This is a genomic window from Sphingomonas sp. GW821-FHT09B04 (assembly GCF_059418285.1).
The window spans coordinates 343371-357439 of record NZ_JBWKPO010000004.1; the positions used below are offsets into that span (position 1 = coordinate 343371).

At 65.6% G+C, this 14069-nt stretch carries 16 protein-coding genes and 1 tRNA gene; 5 read left to right on the top strand and 12 right to left on the bottom strand.

Annotated elements, in window-relative coordinates:
* The first annotated feature begins 17 nt into the window (after positions 1–17).
* Positions 18–848, top strand: a complete 831-nt coding sequence (locus AC07NK_RS14635; protein WP_495171334.1) for a MipA/OmpV family protein — start codon at positions 18–20, stop codon at positions 846–848.
* A 57-nt stretch (positions 849–905) separates the two neighbouring features.
* On the opposite strand, the gene AC07NK_RS14640 is transcribed toward AC07NK_RS14635, so the two are convergent.
* Positions 906–1832: a glycosyltransferase family 2 protein gene (locus AC07NK_RS14640; protein WP_495171335.1), complete on the bottom strand. Its 927-nt coding sequence runs from the start codon at positions 1830–1832 to the stop codon at positions 906–908.
* Between the two features lie 99 nt (positions 1833–1931).
* Between AC07NK_RS14640 and AC07NK_RS14645 the strand changes: the two genes are divergently transcribed.
* A complete protein-coding gene (locus tag AC07NK_RS14645; RefSeq protein WP_495171336.1) occupies positions 1932–2522 on the top strand; it encodes a DUF4328 domain-containing protein in 591 nt (196 codons plus the stop codon).
* A gap of 67 nt (positions 2523–2589) precedes the next feature.
* Here AC07NK_RS14645 and tig read toward each other — a convergent pair whose 3' ends face one another.
* Positions 2590–4191, bottom strand: a complete 1602-nt coding sequence (gene tig / locus AC07NK_RS14650; protein ID WP_495171337.1) for a trigger factor — start codon at positions 4189–4191, stop codon at positions 2590–2592.
* Positions 4192–4261: 70 nt separating this feature from the next.
* Positions 4262–4346, bottom strand: a tRNA-Leu gene (locus tag AC07NK_RS14655).
* 159 nt (positions 4347–4505) lie between these two features.
* On the opposite strand from AC07NK_RS14655, the gene AC07NK_RS14660 reads away from it, so the two are divergent.
* Positions 4506–4694, top strand: coding sequence for a hypothetical protein (locus AC07NK_RS14660; protein WP_495171338.1), 189 nt, complete (start codon positions 4506–4508; stop codon positions 4692–4694).
* Positions 4695–4730: 36 nt separating this feature from the next.
* Here AC07NK_RS14660 and AC07NK_RS14665 read toward each other — a convergent pair whose 3' ends face one another.
* The 9 genes from AC07NK_RS14665 to AC07NK_RS14705 all read right to left on the bottom strand — a co-directional run bounded on the left by AC07NK_RS14665 (position 4731) and on the right by AC07NK_RS14705 (position 12332).
* Positions 4731–5360, bottom strand: a complete 630-nt coding sequence (locus AC07NK_RS14665; RefSeq protein ID WP_495171339.1) for a hypothetical protein — start codon at positions 5358–5360, stop codon at positions 4731–4733.
* Positions 5357–6022, bottom strand: coding sequence for a hypothetical protein (locus AC07NK_RS14670; protein ID WP_495171340.1), 666 nt, complete (start codon positions 6020–6022; stop codon positions 5357–5359). The genes AC07NK_RS14665 and AC07NK_RS14670 overlap by 4 nt, the downstream gene beginning before the upstream one ends.
* Positions 6019–6429: a hypothetical protein gene (locus tag AC07NK_RS14675; protein WP_495171341.1), complete on the bottom strand. Its 411-nt coding sequence runs from the start codon at positions 6427–6429 to the stop codon at positions 6019–6021. The genes AC07NK_RS14670 and AC07NK_RS14675 overlap by 4 nt, the downstream gene beginning before the upstream one ends.
* 193 nt (positions 6430–6622) lie before the next feature.
* Positions 6623–7108, bottom strand: a complete 486-nt coding sequence (locus tag AC07NK_RS14680; protein ID WP_495171342.1) for a hypothetical protein — start codon at positions 7106–7108, stop codon at positions 6623–6625.
* Complete coding sequence (gene gatB / locus AC07NK_RS14685) at positions 7108–8568, bottom strand: Asp-tRNA(Asn)/Glu-tRNA(Gln) amidotransferase subunit GatB (RefSeq protein ID WP_495171343.1); 1461 nt, start codon at positions 8566–8568, stop codon at positions 7108–7110. The genes AC07NK_RS14680 and gatB overlap by 1 nt, the downstream gene beginning before the upstream one ends.
* On the bottom strand, positions 8561–8710 hold the full coding sequence (locus AC07NK_RS14690) for a hypothetical protein (RefSeq protein ID WP_495171344.1): 150 nt from the start codon (positions 8708–8710) through the stop codon (positions 8561–8563). Before AC07NK_RS14690 ends, gatB begins: the two co-directional genes overlap by 8 nt.
* 1 nt (position 8711) lies before the next feature.
* Positions 8712–10196: an Asp-tRNA(Asn)/Glu-tRNA(Gln) amidotransferase subunit GatA gene (gene gatA, locus AC07NK_RS14695; RefSeq protein WP_495171345.1), complete on the bottom strand. Its 1485-nt coding sequence runs from the start codon at positions 10194–10196 to the stop codon at positions 8712–8714.
* Entirely contained in the window at positions 10196–10483 is a 288-nt protein-coding gene (gene gatC, locus AC07NK_RS14700) for an Asp-tRNA(Asn)/Glu-tRNA(Gln) amidotransferase subunit GatC (RefSeq protein ID WP_126003604.1), read from the bottom strand. Before gatC ends, gatA begins: the two co-directional genes overlap by 1 nt.
* 43 nt (positions 10484–10526) lie before the next feature.
* The gene (locus AC07NK_RS14705; protein WP_495171346.1) at positions 10527–12332 is read right to left on the bottom strand and encodes a DUF4153 domain-containing protein; all 1806 of its coding nucleotides are present in this window, start codon (positions 12330–12332) and stop codon (positions 10527–10529) included.
* A 118-nt stretch (positions 12333–12450) separates the two neighbouring features.
* Here AC07NK_RS14705 and AC07NK_RS14710 point away from each other — a divergent pair, with 118 nt between their 5' ends.
* Positions 12451–13557 (top strand): DUF3089 domain-containing protein, encoded by a 1107-nt coding sequence (locus tag AC07NK_RS14710; RefSeq protein WP_495171347.1) that lies wholly within the window; start codon positions 12451–12453, stop codon positions 13555–13557.
* Positions 13554–14015: a Holliday junction resolvase RuvX gene (gene ruvX / locus AC07NK_RS14715; protein ID WP_495171348.1), complete on the top strand. Its 462-nt coding sequence runs from the start codon at positions 13554–13556 to the stop codon at positions 14013–14015. Before AC07NK_RS14710 ends, ruvX begins: the two co-directional genes overlap by 4 nt.
* The last annotated feature ends 54 nt before the right edge of the window (positions 14016–14069 follow it).

Sequence of the window (14069 nt, forward strand, 5' to 3'; positions counted from 1 at the left end):
CCCCTGGAGTATCCCCGATGCCCGTCATGCTTGCACTCCATTGCCGCGTCAGTCTTCGCAGTGCGCTGCCGCTGCTGATCGTTCCCGCCATCTGCCTGATCGCCACACAGGCGCGGGCGCAGTCCGCCGAGGGCCAGCAGGGCGACTGGCAGGTGATGCTGGGCGCGGGCGGGATCTATGCGCCCGATTTCGAAGGATCGGACGAGTTCGAGTTCCAGCCCTTTCCCTTCGTCTCGGTCGAGTATCGCGACCTTGCCTATATCCGCGGCCCCGAGATCGGGGTGAACATCATCCGCCTGAAGCCCACGGAGGACTTCGCGATCAAGGCCGGGCCGGTGGTGCGCTATCGCCGCGACCGGAAGGAGAAGCGCAACAAGGACCTGCGCGGGCTGGGCGATGTCGGTACCGCGATCGAGGCCGGCGGCGCGCTGTCGTTCGAGTATCGTCAGGCCTGGCTCCGCGTCTCGCTCGCCAAGGACGTCGCTGGCGGGCATGAAGGGCTGGTCGGCGAAGGCGAGGCCGGCATCCGCTTCAACCTGAGCGACACGCTGATCGCATCGGCAAGCGTCAAGGCGAGCTGGGCCGACAAGGACTATATGGGCACCTATTTCGGGGTGACCGCGGCGCAGGCGACGCGAAGCGGGCTGCCGGTCTATCGCGCCGAAAGCGGGCTCAAGGACGTCGGGGCGGGCCTTAACCTCAGCTACATGCTCAGCCAGAACTGGATGGTCACCGCGGTGGGGGGCTATTCGCGCCTGATGGGCGATGCCGCCGATGCGCCGCTGGTGGTGCGGCGCGGATCGCCCGACCAGTGGATGGGCGGACTGTTCGTCGCCTACCGCTTCTAGGAGCCGGCAAGCTCCTCCCTGCCTCCTCCTCCGCCGTACCCCGGCGGGGGAGGTTTTCTATTTGAGGAGCGGCCCCGGTACGGCGAGATAGGCGAGGCGCCGCATCTCGCGCCGCCCGCGCACCACCGTATCGAGGATCAGCCCCGCGAACAGGCTGAGCGCCGACAGGATGACGAGGCCGGTGGCGAGGATCGCCGTCGGGAAGCGCGGAACTAGTCCGGTTTGCACGTAAGTCAGCGCCAGCGGCACCGCCAGCACCAGCGCGAGCAACCCGAGCAGCGCGGCGACCCAACCGAAGAACAGCATCGGCTTTTCGATTCGGTAGAGCGTCAGGATGGTCCGCGCGATACGGAAGCCGTCGCGATAGGTCGAAAGCTTCGACGCCGAACCTTCAGGCCGGGCGAGATAGCGGGTCTCCACCTCCCCTACCGGCATCTTGAGCTCGAGCGCGTGGACGCTGATCTCGGTCTCGATCTCGAACCCTGCCGACAATACCGGGAAGCTCTTGACGAAACGGCGCGAGAAGACGCGATAGCCCGAAAAGATATCGGTGAAGCTGCGCCCGAACAGCCGCGCGAGCAGTCCGGTCATCATGCGGTTGCCCAGCACATGTCCGCGGCGATAGGCGTCGGCGGCTTCGTGGATGCGGGTGCCGACGACCATGTCGAGACCGTCGCTCAAAACCTTGTCGATCATCGCGGGCGCGGCCGTAGCGTCATAGGTCGCATCGCCATCGGCCATGACATAGATATCGGCATCGACATCGGCGAACATGCGGCGGACGACATTGCCCTTGCCCTGCATCCGCTCGCTGCGGACGATCGCGCCGGCCTCGCGCGCCACCGCGACCGTGCGGTCGCGGCTGTTGTTGTCATAGACATAGATGGCGGCGCCGGGGAGCGCGGCGCGGAAGGCCGCGACGGTCTGAGCGATCGCGGCTTCTTCGTTATAGCAGGGTAGAATAACAGCGATGCTGGGCGTCATGGCGATGCCATAGGGATCAAATCGCAAGGATTCGACTAATTTGTGATCCGGCGCCAGCTACGACGCTGATCCGTTGTTCACAGGGTGGGAGGGCTATGTATGAAGATCAGGGAACTCCGCTGGCTTGCGGTTGCTGTGCCGGTGTTGATGTTTGTAGAGGCAGCGAACCGCCCTCTCCTCTTGATCTGGATGCTTCTCGATCTTGAAGGCTATACGACCACGATAATTCCGAGCGCCGCCTATTTCGGCGCGGCAATCACCGGTTTGACACTCCTCACGGTCGTGATGTTCGGGCGCTGGATATATGTCGCCGGCTGCAATTTGCGTGCGGCGGGGATTGCCGGTCTGAAGTTCAGCCCGGCGTCGCGCATCTGGTGGTTTCTGGTCCCATTCGCAAACCTCGTCATGCCCTATCGCGGGATCCGCGAGTTATGGAACGCAAGCCACGGCCAACCCGATCTTTCCCGCCGCAGCGGACTTATCATCGCGTGGTGGGCTACCGCATTAGGAAATCTGGTCCTCGCCTATCTTGCAGGCAGGGTGGCGTGGCAGGATGGTGGCGTATTGCTGTTCACCGAGAGCTTTGCCGGACTCGCGTTGGCGGCGCTGGCCATCGCCTTGATTCGCATCGTCAGCGCCGCACAACACCAGCTTGGTACCGCGCCGCAACCGGCCGAAGTCTTCGCCTGAAACGAAGAACCCCGCCGCGCCGGGGTGGCGAGGCGGGGTCCTCATGTCGCTCGCGCGGGAGAGAGCCTTAGTCGGCCTTCTTCTTGGCCGGGGCCTTCTTCTTCGGTGCTTCCTCGGCCGCATCGTCGGCCTTGGCAGCTGCCTTCTTGGCCGGAGCCTTCTTCGCAGGCGCTTCGGCTTCCTCAGCCGCAGCTTCCTTCTTGGCGGCGGCCTTCTTGGCCGGCTTCACGTCCTCGGCGGCGGGAGCCTCATCCTTCTTGGCCTTGGCCTTCTTCGCCGGCTTGTGATCGTGGTCATGGTCGTGACCGCAGCCCGGGCCGTGCACGTGAGGAACGGCGCCCTCTTCGCTCTCGATCGCGGCTTCCAGCTCCTCGCGGGTCACTTCACGCTCGGTCACGTCGGCCTTCTCGAACAGGAAGTCGACGACCTTGTCCTCGTACAGCGGCGCGCGCAGCTGGGCAGCGGCCATTGGCTCCTGCTGGATATACTGGACGAAGCGCTGCTGGTCCTCGGGGCGGTACTGCTGAGCAGCCTGGGCGATCAGGCGGTTCATTTCCGCCTGAGTCACCTCGACGCCGTTCGCCTGGCCGATCTCCGACAGGAGCAGGCCAAGGCGCACGCGGCGCTCGGCGATCGCCTGATAGTCGCCCTTCTCGGCTTCGAGTTCAGCCTTGGCCGCCTCGGGATCTTCCTCGTGGCTCGCTTCATGCTCGAGCTGAGCCCAGATCTGCTGGAACTCGGCTTCGACCATCGACGGCGGGACCGGGAAATCGTGGCCCGCGGCAAGCTGGTCGAGCAGCTTGCGCTTCATATAGGTGCGCGTCAGGCCGCCGGTCTCGCTCTCGAGCTGACCCTTGAGGATGCCGCGCAGCTGATCGAGGCTCTCAAGGCCGAGATTCTTCGCGAAATCCTCGTCGACCTTGGTCTCGCCCGAGGTTTTCACCGAGATGATCTTGAGGTCGAACGTCGCTGGCTTGCCGGCGAGCGTGTCGACGCCATAATCCTCGGGGAAGGTCACTTCGATCTGCTTTTCGTCGCCAGCCTTCACGCCGACGATCTGGTCCTCGAAGCCCGGGATCAGACGGCCAGTGCCGATCTCGACCGCCATCGCCTCACCGGTGCCGCCGTCAAATGCAACGCCATCGACCTTGCCGACGAAGTCCATCGTGACCTGGTCGCCCTGCTTCGCCTTGTGCTTCGCGGGGGCGTCTTCCCATGCCTTTTGCTGGCCGGCGATCTGCGCGAGCTGTTCATCGATCGCGCTCTCGTCGACGGGGACGAGCAGACGCTCGAGCTTCAGACCCTCGATCGACGGGGTCGGAACCTCGGGGAGTACTTCGAGTTCGACCTTGACCTCGGCATCCTTACCGGGAGTGAAGTCACCTTCGAGGCTGACCGAGGGCTGCATCGCGGGGCGCAGCTTATGGTCGGCGAGCAGCTTCTGCACGCCCTCCTGAATCGTGGTGTTGAGCGCGTCCTGAGTCAGCGCTTCGCCGTGCATCTTGCGAACGAGGTTCGTGGGAACCTTACCGGGGCGGAAGCCCGGCATGCGGATCTGAGGCGCCACGCGCTTCACCTCGGCATCGACGCGCGAGTCGATATCCTTCGCGGTGATCTTCAGGGTGTAGGCGCGCTTCAGGCCCTCGTTCAACGTCTCGACAGTCTGCATTTCTTTCAGGCTTCCTGCTTTGGAAGTGGAATCGATTTCGCGGCGTCGCCATTCGCGCCGGGGCGGAGACTGGTGCGGGCGAAGGGACTCGAACCCCCACATCTTTCGATACTGGTACCTAAAACCAGCGCGTCTACCAGTTCCGCCACGCCCGCATTCAGGGACACCGCAGGTCGGCGCGCTCTATAGCAAGGCAGGTGGCGGGAGCAAGCGATGATGCATATGCGCTGTAACGGACGCAGTGCGTAGCGAGACGCGCATGGATGAACCAGCGCGCGACGTGATGCGTTGACCGGGGCAAAGGAGTTAAACCGATGCCCGTCGAGCCACCGATTCCCCCCGTGAAACCCAGCGTGCCGGCCCCTGAGGCACCGCCGATGCCCCAGCCCGGCCAGCCGACGCCCGGCGGACCTGAGATTCACCCGCCCCAGCCCGACATCGACGTGCCCGCACCGGTGCCGCAGGGCGATCCGCCCGCGACGCCAGTGCAGCCGGTGGCGTAGAACCACGCACGATGGAAACGGCGGACCCTCCGCCGGTCAGCCGGTTACCGCGAAATCATATACGGTCTCCTGCACGTCCTTCTTCCGGGCGGAGGCCGGTGCCACCACGACACTCAGAAATCCATATTGCCCGGGTTCGAGGTCGCGCGCCGGGGTCACGCGATACTGGCCTGGCGTCACCTCCTCGGTCGTGAACGGGATCACGGATTGCGAAACCCTCCCTTCAGGACCGGAGAATCCGCCAACAGCAGCCAGCGTCAATTGCCGCTGATCCCCCTGCACGTCAAAGCGGACCAGCTGATAATCCCGCGGCGAAATCCCCTTCGTAACCCCGACATAGTCGGACGATGCCCCATTGGCGGCTGCCGGTGCGGCAAAGCAGAACCGGAACGCAGGCCGTGCCACGGTCAGCCGGGTCGCTGCGCCCGCCCCGGCCACGACCGTCTTGACCTTCATCTTGTTGCCGCCCACCGGCCCCAGCAACATGCCACCCAGCATGCCCGTGACCTTACGATGGCTCGCCTTGACCAGCGGCAACGCGAGCAGCGTACCATCCGACGCGATGGCGTGGATGCCCGGCGCGCAGGCCGGTGTGACGTCCTGCTGGGGCGAGGCCAGGATCAAAGATTTCAGCAACATTGCCGGGACGAATGACATCATGCTCATTGTCCGGAGTCGATCGGCAGCGCCCGGTTCAGCAACTGACCGGCATGATTGCCGAACCGGGCAGCCACGGTGTAGCGCGCCGTTTCACGGGCGAGGCCACTCATGCCCGCCGGCAGGCTCATCGAATCGCGCCAGGGAAGTACCTGCATCGCTTCCGCCACGGTATAGGCGCGCTCCTCGATATCGGCGGTCGAACGCAGCGGTTTCAGGGCCGCCCAGGGAGAGGAACCGTTCTCCGGTCCGATATAGATCGTGCCCATATCCGTTATGCGGCCGGCGGCGACTTCGAACTGATAGCTGCCAAGGCAGAAGCAGGTCGTCGGTCCGCCCTGAATGACATAGAGACCCGGCGTGACGGCAACGAGATAGGTGCGAACATGATCGCTTTCCGCCACGAACGGCTTGTCGCCGATCGATACGGTGCGATCCGCACCCTTGGCGACGGGATTGGCCTTGGCCCGTCCTTCGCCGCGAATGTCCTGCAAAACCGGATCATAGGGTGCGATCCGCAGCATGTTCCACAGATCCGGCGCACGTTCGCCCATCCGCACCAGGATATAGCCGCTGGCGGGGTCAAGCGTGGCGGGCACCGTCTTCATCACGTTAGAGGCCGACGCGGTGGTAGCGACCGCGAGCAGCACAGCTAGCCCGAGCGCCTTCATGGTTCCATCCTTGTCATGCCGTCGGTCGAAGCGAGCGCGCGATCGGCGAGCTGTTCGCGCATCTCCTTCCATGAACCGGCATAAGTCAGCTTGGCCTGTTCCTTGGTCATCGGATAGCGGGCATAGCCCTTGACGCTCATGCACTTGCGCAACGCGGCATCGAACATGTGCCGTCGCTGGGCGCCCTTCATGAAACCTTGCAACAGACCAACTGCCGCCGCACCAGCCAGACCCTGAGAATAGACATAGCCCGGCTGCGGTGGCTTCACCCCGCTCGCCAGTTCGCGGCACTCGTCAAAGTCCGCCAGAATCTGCGCGCGCGATGCGGTGGGCTGGCTGAAGAAATTATACTTGTCGGCGTCGTCCGGCTCCTGCGTCTGGCCTGCAGCAGCCGGCTCCCGAGCCACCGCAATTCCCGGCAATATCGTCGACACGGCCACAAGCGCGGCGCAAGCACGACGCGCCAATCCACTGGATGGCATCGAGATCCTCCCCCTGTTCAAAGACTTCCCGCGATTCGTCGGGAGGCCGCCCCAAGGGGAGACTATCGCGCGTGCAGGTCCGCGCAAGCAGGAAACCCGAGGGCCGCGTTCGCGCGAACTAGCGCGTGCAGAAGGCGACGAAGCGCTTGATCGCCTGCTTGCCTGCCGCAGTGCCGGTCATGCCGGTCGTCTGCCCCAGCGCGGTCATGCGCAGCCAGCCATTGGCGGCAAAGGCACGGATGAACGGGGAAGCGCCGGGGATCTCCCGCGAGGTGAAATGCGGCGGCTCGTCCTCATTCGCCTCGGTCGTGCCGGGAAGGCGCAGGGTCTGCGGGCCCGAGCTGAGGACGATCCCGCGCAGCGCCGGATCACCGCCGGAAATGCTCGCGAAAATGCGGTTCCCGCCCTGTTCGCAGCTGAAGTTGAGCGGCTGATCGTCGGTGCCGTCGACCTCATAAGCGAGGATCGCGCTCGACACGCGGCCCTCGTCGATGCGGATCGCCCAGTCATAGCCGTCGCTGACCGGTGGCGGGGTGACACGTTGCGCCAGCGCAGGGCCAGCGAAGAGCAGGCCGAGCGCGGACAGGAACGACATCTGCTTCATCAACCGGCGAGCGCCTTCTTGAGCAGATCGTTGACCACGCCCGGATTGGCCTTGCCGCCCATCGCCTTCATCGTCTGGCCGACGAAGAAGCCGAACAGCGCCTCCTTGCCGCCGCGATACTGTTCAAGCTGGCCGGGGTTCTTGGCCAGGACATCGGCGATCACCGCCTCGATCGCGCCCGTGTCGCTCGTCTGCTTGAGGCCGCGTTCCTCGACGATCGCGGCGGGGCTGCCGCCGGTTTCGAGCATGATCTCGAACACCTGCTTGGCGAGGCTGCCCGAGAGGGTGCCGTCGGCGACGAGACCGAGCAGCTCGGCGGCCTGAGCGGGCGAAACCGGGCTGTGCTCGATATCCTTGCCCAGCTTGTTGAGCGCGCCGAACAGCTCCGAGGTGACCCAGTTGGCCGCCGCAGGACCCTTGGCGCCGGCATCGAGCAGCGCGTCGAAATAGCGCGCGGATTCGACCTCGGCGGTGAGCACGCCCGCGTTGTACGGGGTGATGTCAAGCGCAAGGTAGCGCGCGCGCTTGGCGTCGGGCAGCTCCGGAAGCGAGGCGCGGCAAGCGTCGAGGAACGCATCGTCGAGCTCGAGCGGGAGCAGATCGGGATCGGGGAAATAGCGATAGTCGTGCGCATCCTCCTTGGAGCGCATCGACCGCGTCTCGCCCTTGTCCGGGTCGAACAGACGGGTTTCCTGAACGATCTTGCCGCCGCTCTCGATCACGTCGATCTGGCGCAGCGCCTCGATCTCGACCGTCTGCATGACGAAGCGGACCGAGTTGACGTTCTTGGTCTCGGTACGGGTACCGAATTCCTCGCCCGGCTTGCGGACCGAGACGTTGACGTCGGCGCGCATCGAGCCCTGATCCATATTGCCGTCGCACGAACCGACATAGCGCAGGATCGAGCGCAGCTTCGACAGATAGGCGCCAGCCTCCGCAGGCGAGCGCATGTCGGGCTTGGAGACGATCTCCATCAGCGCGACGCCCGAGCGGTTGAGGTCGACATAGGAGAGGCGCGGATGCTGGTCGTGCATCAGCTTGCCGGCGTCCTGCTCGACATGGATGCGCTCGACGCCGATCGTCTTGGTGGTACCGTCGACTTCGATCTCAACCTCGCCCTCGCCCACCAGCGGATGGTAGAGCTGGCTGATCTGATAGCCCTGCGGCAAATCGGCGTAGAAATAGTTCTTGCGGTCGAACCGCGACCATTTGTTGATCTGCGCGTCGATCGCCATGCCGGTGCGGACGGCCTGCCGGATGCACTCCTGGTTCGGCACCGGCAGCATCCCCGGCATCGCCGCGTCGATCAGCGACACCTGCGTGTTCGGTTCCGCGCCGAACTCTGTCGCGGCGCCCGAAAAGAGCTTGGCGTTGGACGTGACCTGGGCGTGGACCTCAAGGCCGATCACGACCTCCCACTCACCGGTTGCGCCTTTGATGCGGTAGCTGCTCTCAGCCATAATCAATTGGTCCGTTTCGTTTCGTGCGCTTCTGTTCGCGCTTGAGCCGACGTTCCTCGCGACGTTCCTTCCAGAGGTCGTAGAAAAGCCAGCCAAAGAACTCGCCGATCGCGCCCACTACGAACTCGACCAGCAATCCCATCTTACCACCATTGCTCCGGCTGCGCCGTGAACCCGGCGCGCTGTTCGAGGGCCAGCGACGCGTTAAGCACGCCCTGCTCGTCGAACGGCTTGCCGATGATCTGAAGGCCGAGCGGGAGCCCGTCCTTGTCGAGCCCGCCGGGGACCGACATCGCCGGGATACCCGCGAGCGAGGACGGCACGGTGAAGACGTCGTTCAGATACATCGCCAGCGGATCGGCCGACTTCTCGCCCAGCGCGAACGCCGCCGAGGGCGCGGTCGGGGTGAGCAGCAAGTCGCACTGCGCCCAGGCCTTCTCGAAATCCTGCGCGATCAGCGTGCGGACCTTCTGCGCCTGCGTATAGTACGCATCATAGAAGCCTGCCGAGAGCACATAGGTGCCGATCAGGATGCGGCGCTGCACTTCCGGCCCGAAGCCCGCAGCGCGGGTCGCGGCGTACATTTCCTGCAGGTTCGCGCCATCGGGCAGGTCGCGCTGGCCGTAACGCACGCCGTCATAGCGCGCGAGGTTCGACGAGGCTTCAGCCGGGGCGATGATGTAATAGGCCGGGAGCGCGTATTTGGTGTGGGGCAGCGAGACCTCGACGATCTCGGCGCCCGCGTCCTTCAGCCAGTCGATGCCCTGCTGCCACAGCGCCTCGATCTCGGCCGGCATGCCATCGACGCGATACTCTTTCGGAATGCCGACCTTCTTGCCGCGCAGATCGGCGGAGAGGCGCGCTTCCCAATTGGGCACGGCCATGTCGAGCGAGGTGGCGTCCTTCACGTCGAAGCCGGCCATCGCCTCGAGCATGATCGCGCAGTCGCGCACGTCACGCGCCATCGGCCCGGCCTGATCGAGCGAGCTGGCGAAGGCGACGACGCCCCAGCGCGAGCAGCGGCCATAGGTCGGCTTGATGCCCGAGATGCCGGTGAACGCCGCAGGCTGGCGGATCGAGCCGCCGGTGTCGGTGCCGGTCGCGGCAGGGACGAGCCGCGCGGAGATCGCCGATGACGAGCCGCCCGACGAGCCGCCGGGCGCGAGCGCGGCGTTACCGCCATCCTTGCGCCGCCACGGGCTGATCACGTTGCCGAAATAGCTGGTCTCGTTCGACGAGCCCATCGCGAACTGGTCAAGATTGAGCTTGCCGAGCATGCCGGCGCCCGCGTCCCACAGTTTCTGCGAGACGGTCGATTCATAGACCGGGGTGAACCCCTCCAGCATGTGGCTGGCGGCGGTGGTCTGCACGCCCTTGGTGCAGAACAGGTCCTTCATGCCGATCGGCACGCCGGCCAGCGGCTTGAGCGTCTCGCCAGCGGCACGCGCGGCGTCGGCAGCCTTGGCCGCGGCGATCGCGTGATCGGGGGTCTCGACGATGAAGGCGTTGAGCTGCTTGGCGGCGCTCACCTTGGCGACGAAGGCGTCGGCGACCTCGACCGCGGAGAACTCGCCCGAGCGAACGCCGTCGCGCAGCGCGGCAACACCGAGGGTGGTAACGTCAGTCATTATTCGATCACCTTCGGCACGGTGAAAAAGCCATGCTCGGCGAGCGGCGCATTGGCGAGCACGTCGTCGCGGATGCCGCCGTCGGTGACGACGTCGTCGCGCAGGCGCAGCGTGTTGGGGATGACGGCGGTCATCGGCTCGACGGACGAGGTATCGACCTCGCCGAGTTGCTCGATCCAGCCCAGGATGTTGTTGAGCTCGGGCACGAGGCGCTCGGCGGCGGCATCGTCGATCGCGATGCGCGCGAGGCTCGCGACCTTCTTCACGGTGGCGGTATCTACGGACATGAAGGGCCGCCTAGCAGCGACGCCCCCATTGCATCAAGCGCGGTTATTCGAAGGGATCGCCGACGGGTTCACCGCCGACGAATATCTGGCGACGCTCGACCTTGCGAATCTCGACGGCGCCGGACTTGAGGCCCGCAATCGAACGGTCGCGCGCCGCCGCGTCAACCGCGGGCCTGGGCTGCTTGTCGCTGGAGATCCATTTGCCGCCCACCAGCACATAGCGGTCCGCGTAAGGCAAGGGGCAGGAGGTGGTGGCGGGCACGGACGCTACCTCAACCGGCGAACCCACCTCCGGCTTCGATGCCGACACCGGCGTCGGTGCGGGGGCAGGTCGGAAGCACGAATCGACGAGCAGCACCGCCTCGCGCCCACCCGGCAGGAAGGCGAGCGTGCAAGCTTCATCGTTGCATCGGAAGTTGCTCACGATCGGTGTGCGCAACTCTGGTGGCAACGGGGTCCCGGCGGGCAGGATGCGCAGCGTCTTGTCCAGCGCCTTCTCGCGCAGCAACGCCCGTTGCCCGTCTGCTACGTCCCAGTGGTCCTCGGCCGCAAACGCCGAAGCGGCGCTGGCGCGGATCGCGGCGTTAGGGGATTTCTTCAGCCGCTCGAGTTCGCGGCGCCCGGGTTCGCCGAAGTCGAAGGCGAGCGCGCGCCAGTCGAAGTCCTCGGGCGCAATCTTCCCCGACTCGAGCCGCGCGACCTGATCGCGGGTGGAAATGGCATTGAAGCTGGCGATCGGCGTTGCCAGCAACAGTGCGACACCGCAGGTGATCATCGCGAGATGCAGATTGGCGGGCCGCACGCGCTCCGCCCACTGCCCCCTGCCCCGGATCACGCTGACAAGATACGCGACCGTGGCGATGTTGGTGAGGATGACAAAGATCAGCGCCCAGAGCCGTTCCGGCGTGAAGCCATATTGGCCGATGCGAAGGCCCGTGGCGACAGCGGCGATCGCGGCGAGCGGGACGATCACCAGCGCCAGCACCAAAGCGGCCCAGCGCAGCACGCGGTTCCGCGGCACGTCGTCGGCGCCATTGCCGATCACCGCGTTGACCAGCAGCAGCGCGCCGACGACGCAGCCGAGCAGGATCGGGGTGGTGGACTTGGTCGCATCCCATAGCGGCTGAAGCCCGGTGAAGGGCAGGAAAAGCAGGAACAGGCCGAGGCCGATCGCCAGCACCGGCGCGAGCACGCCCAGCACCAGCATCACGACATTCTGAAGCAGCGAAACGATCCGGCTATGCTCGCGCAACAGCGCGAGGCCAACGCCGAAGACGAGTCCCACCGCACCCCGCCCGAACCACTCCTTGGTCAGCAGATTGCCCAGAAACTCGATCCCGATTAGCTGGAACAGCAATGCCAGCAGGGCGGACAGCAGGATCGTCACGGCGACGAACGCCCAGCCGAGACACCACAGGATCGCGTTGGTCCACGCGTGATCATAGGCGGCAGAGTAGGAAATCGGCCGGAAACCCGATTCGCGGCCCGCCTGGAACAGCGGCGCGGCGATTCCGATGGCGAGCGCAAGGCTGAACACGCGCCAGCCCTCGGTCTCACTCCAGCCCGATGTCGCGCCGTTGAAATAGAGGATCAGCGCCGCGACCGCGCCGCAGCCGAGCGCGAAGGCGATCGAGCGGCGCAGGTCTTCGCGGATCACGACGAAGCCGAAGACCAACGCCGAGACGCTGACGAAGCTGAGCAGCGCCAGACGGATCGCGCTGATATGCTGCCCCTGATAGACCGGACCGATGATCCAATGGGCGGCCAACCCGGTGGCGAGACCCAGCCCTGCCAGCAGGAACGGTAGCAGCGGCCAGCGTTCGTCCTGATCCTCGACGCGAATCGTCATTCCCCTGCCCCTCCCCGTCGGTGCCACGTCATCAAGGTTGCATCCTTCGCAACCATCGCGCAACGGAACGCGATTGCTGGGCAGCAAGTTATGCTGCAATGCACAACGGGAGCCCTGAGTGGCACGCAAGTTCCTCTATATTGTGGCGGTATTGATCGTGCTCGCGATTGCAGCAACCTTTGCCTATCGAATCTGGGGCGCCGAGCTACTGCGGCAGGCGATGGTGCCGGGCGGGCGATTCGAATCGCAGGCGGCTCTTCCCGCCGACAGCTACCAGCGCGCGGAAATGTGGCTCGCGCGGCCAGACGAGCCGGGCAATCCTGCGTTGTGGGTGCCCGCGGGCTATGAAGCGGCGAAGGACCCGGTGGCGGCGGTGTTCTTCATCCATCCGACTTCGTACCTCAATCGCGCGCACTGGAATGCGCCGCTGGAGGACAAGGAGGCAAACGACCGCGCCGTGCTGTTCCTGCGCGGACAGGCAAGCGCGTTCAACGGTGCGGGCGCAGTGTGGGCGCCGCGCTATCGTCAAGCGACCTTCGGCGCGTTCCTGACCAGCAAGGAAGATGCGCAGCAGGCGCTCGATCTCGCCTATCGTGACGTTTCGGCCGCGTTCGACCAGTTCCTTGCGGAGGCAGGCGAGCGGCCGATCATCCTGGCTGGGCACAGCCAGGGCGCGCTGCACCTGACGCGGCTGCTGCACGACCGGGTCGCGGGCCAGCCGCTCGCGAAGCGCGTGGTCGCGGCCTATGTCGTGGGCTGGCCGGTCTCGAAGACCGCGGATCTGCCGAAACTCGGCCTCGGCGAATGCACTTCGGCCGACCAGACAGGCTGTATCCTGTCATGGCAAAGCTTCGCCGAGCCGGCCGATCCCTCGCTGCTGCTCGATACCTTCGACGCCTCGAACGGCTTCACCGGAGCGAAGCGTGCGGGTACACCGATGATCTGCACCAATCCGATCACCGGCACGCCCGGCGTCCGCGCGGACGCCGCGGCCAATCTGGGAACCCTCATCCCCTCCGCCGATTTCTCGAGCGCCGTGCTCCAGAAGAATGCGGTGGGCGCGCGCTGCGAGGGGCGCGGCGTGCTGATGATCGGCAGCCCGCCGGAGGGGATCGGCGGGCAATATGTCCTGCCCGGCAACAACTATCATGTGTTCGACTATTCGCTGTTCTGGGCGAATGTCCGCGCCGATGCCGAGCGACGGCTGAAGGCGTACAAGCCATGATCACCACCGACCGCGACACGTTCCGCGAGGCGCTGCCGCAGGGCGGCCGGCTGCTCGGCCTCGACGTAGGCACCAAGACGATTGGGACCGCGCTGTGCGATGCGGGCTGGTCGTTTGCCAGTCCCGCGCACCTCGTCAAGCGGACCAAGTTCACCGCGGACAAGGCCGCGCTCGCGGTGCTGATCGCCGAACAGCAGGTGAAGGGGCTGGTGATCGGCCTCCCCCTCAATCTCGACGGTACCGACAGTCCGCGCACCCAGTCCACCCGCGCCTTTGCCCGCAATGTCGAGGACCTGGGCCTGCCGGTGCTGCTATGGGACGAGCGCTGGTCGACCGCGGCGGTCGAACGCCAGATGATCGCCGAGGACCTCTCGCGCGCCAAGCGTGCCGAGCGCGTGGACAAGCTCGCCGCAAGCTATATCCTGCAGGGAGCGATCGACGGACTGGCCACCGGCTGAAGCGGTTTCCCGAGTGACGATGTTGCGAAGTGCCGCCGGAACGGGCAGCGTCGC

What these genes read in the sequence shown, in the direction of transcription:
- gatB (WP_495171343.1), bottom strand. Translation starts at nt 8,568, where the DNA reads ATGGCTGAGAGCAGCTACCGCATCAAAGGCGCAACCGGTGAGTGGGAG.
- AC07NK_RS14690 (WP_495171344.1), bottom strand. Translation starts at nt 8,710, where the DNA reads ATGGGATTGCTGGTCGAGTTCGTAGTGGGCGCGATCGGCGAGTTCTTT.
- gatA (WP_495171345.1), bottom strand. Translation starts at nt 10,196, where the DNA reads ATGACTGACGTTACCACCCTCGGTGTTGCCGCGCTGCGCGACGGCGTT.
- AC07NK_RS14665 (WP_495171339.1), bottom strand. Translation starts at nt 5,360, where the DNA reads ATGAGCATGATGTCATTCGTCCCGGCAATGTTGCTGAAATCTTTGATC.
- AC07NK_RS14680 (WP_495171342.1), bottom strand. Translation starts at nt 7,108, where the DNA reads ATGAAGCAGATGTCGTTCCTGTCCGCGCTCGGCCTGCTCTTCGCTGGC.
- AC07NK_RS14705 (WP_495171346.1), bottom strand. Translation starts at nt 12,332, where the DNA reads ATGACGATTCGCGTCGAGGATCAGGACGAACGCTGGCCGCTGCTACCG.
- AC07NK_RS14635 (WP_495171334.1), top strand. Translation starts at nt 18, where the DNA reads ATGCCCGTCATGCTTGCACTCCATTGCCGCGTCAGTCTTCGCAGTGCG.
- AC07NK_RS14670 (WP_495171340.1), bottom strand. Translation starts at nt 6,022, where the DNA reads ATGAAGGCGCTCGGGCTAGCTGTGCTGCTCGCGGTCGCTACCACCGCG.
- ruvX (WP_495171348.1), top strand. Translation starts at nt 13,554, where the DNA reads ATGATCACCACCGACCGCGACACGTTCCGCGAGGCGCTGCCGCAGGGC.
- AC07NK_RS14660 (WP_495171338.1), top strand. Translation starts at nt 4,506, where the DNA reads ATGCCCGTCGAGCCACCGATTCCCCCCGTGAAACCCAGCGTGCCGGCC.
- tig (WP_495171337.1), bottom strand. Translation starts at nt 4,191, where the DNA reads ATGCAGACTGTCGAGACGTTGAACGAGGGCCTGAAGCGCGCCTACACC.
- AC07NK_RS14645 (WP_495171336.1), top strand. Translation starts at nt 1,932, where the DNA reads ATGAAGATCAGGGAACTCCGCTGGCTTGCGGTTGCTGTGCCGGTGTTG.
- AC07NK_RS14640 (WP_495171335.1), bottom strand. Translation starts at nt 1,832, where the DNA reads ATGACGCCCAGCATCGCTGTTATTCTACCCTGCTATAACGAAGAAGCC.
- gatC (WP_126003604.1), bottom strand. Translation starts at nt 10,483, where the DNA reads ATGTCCGTAGATACCGCCACCGTGAAGAAGGTCGCGAGCCTCGCGCGC.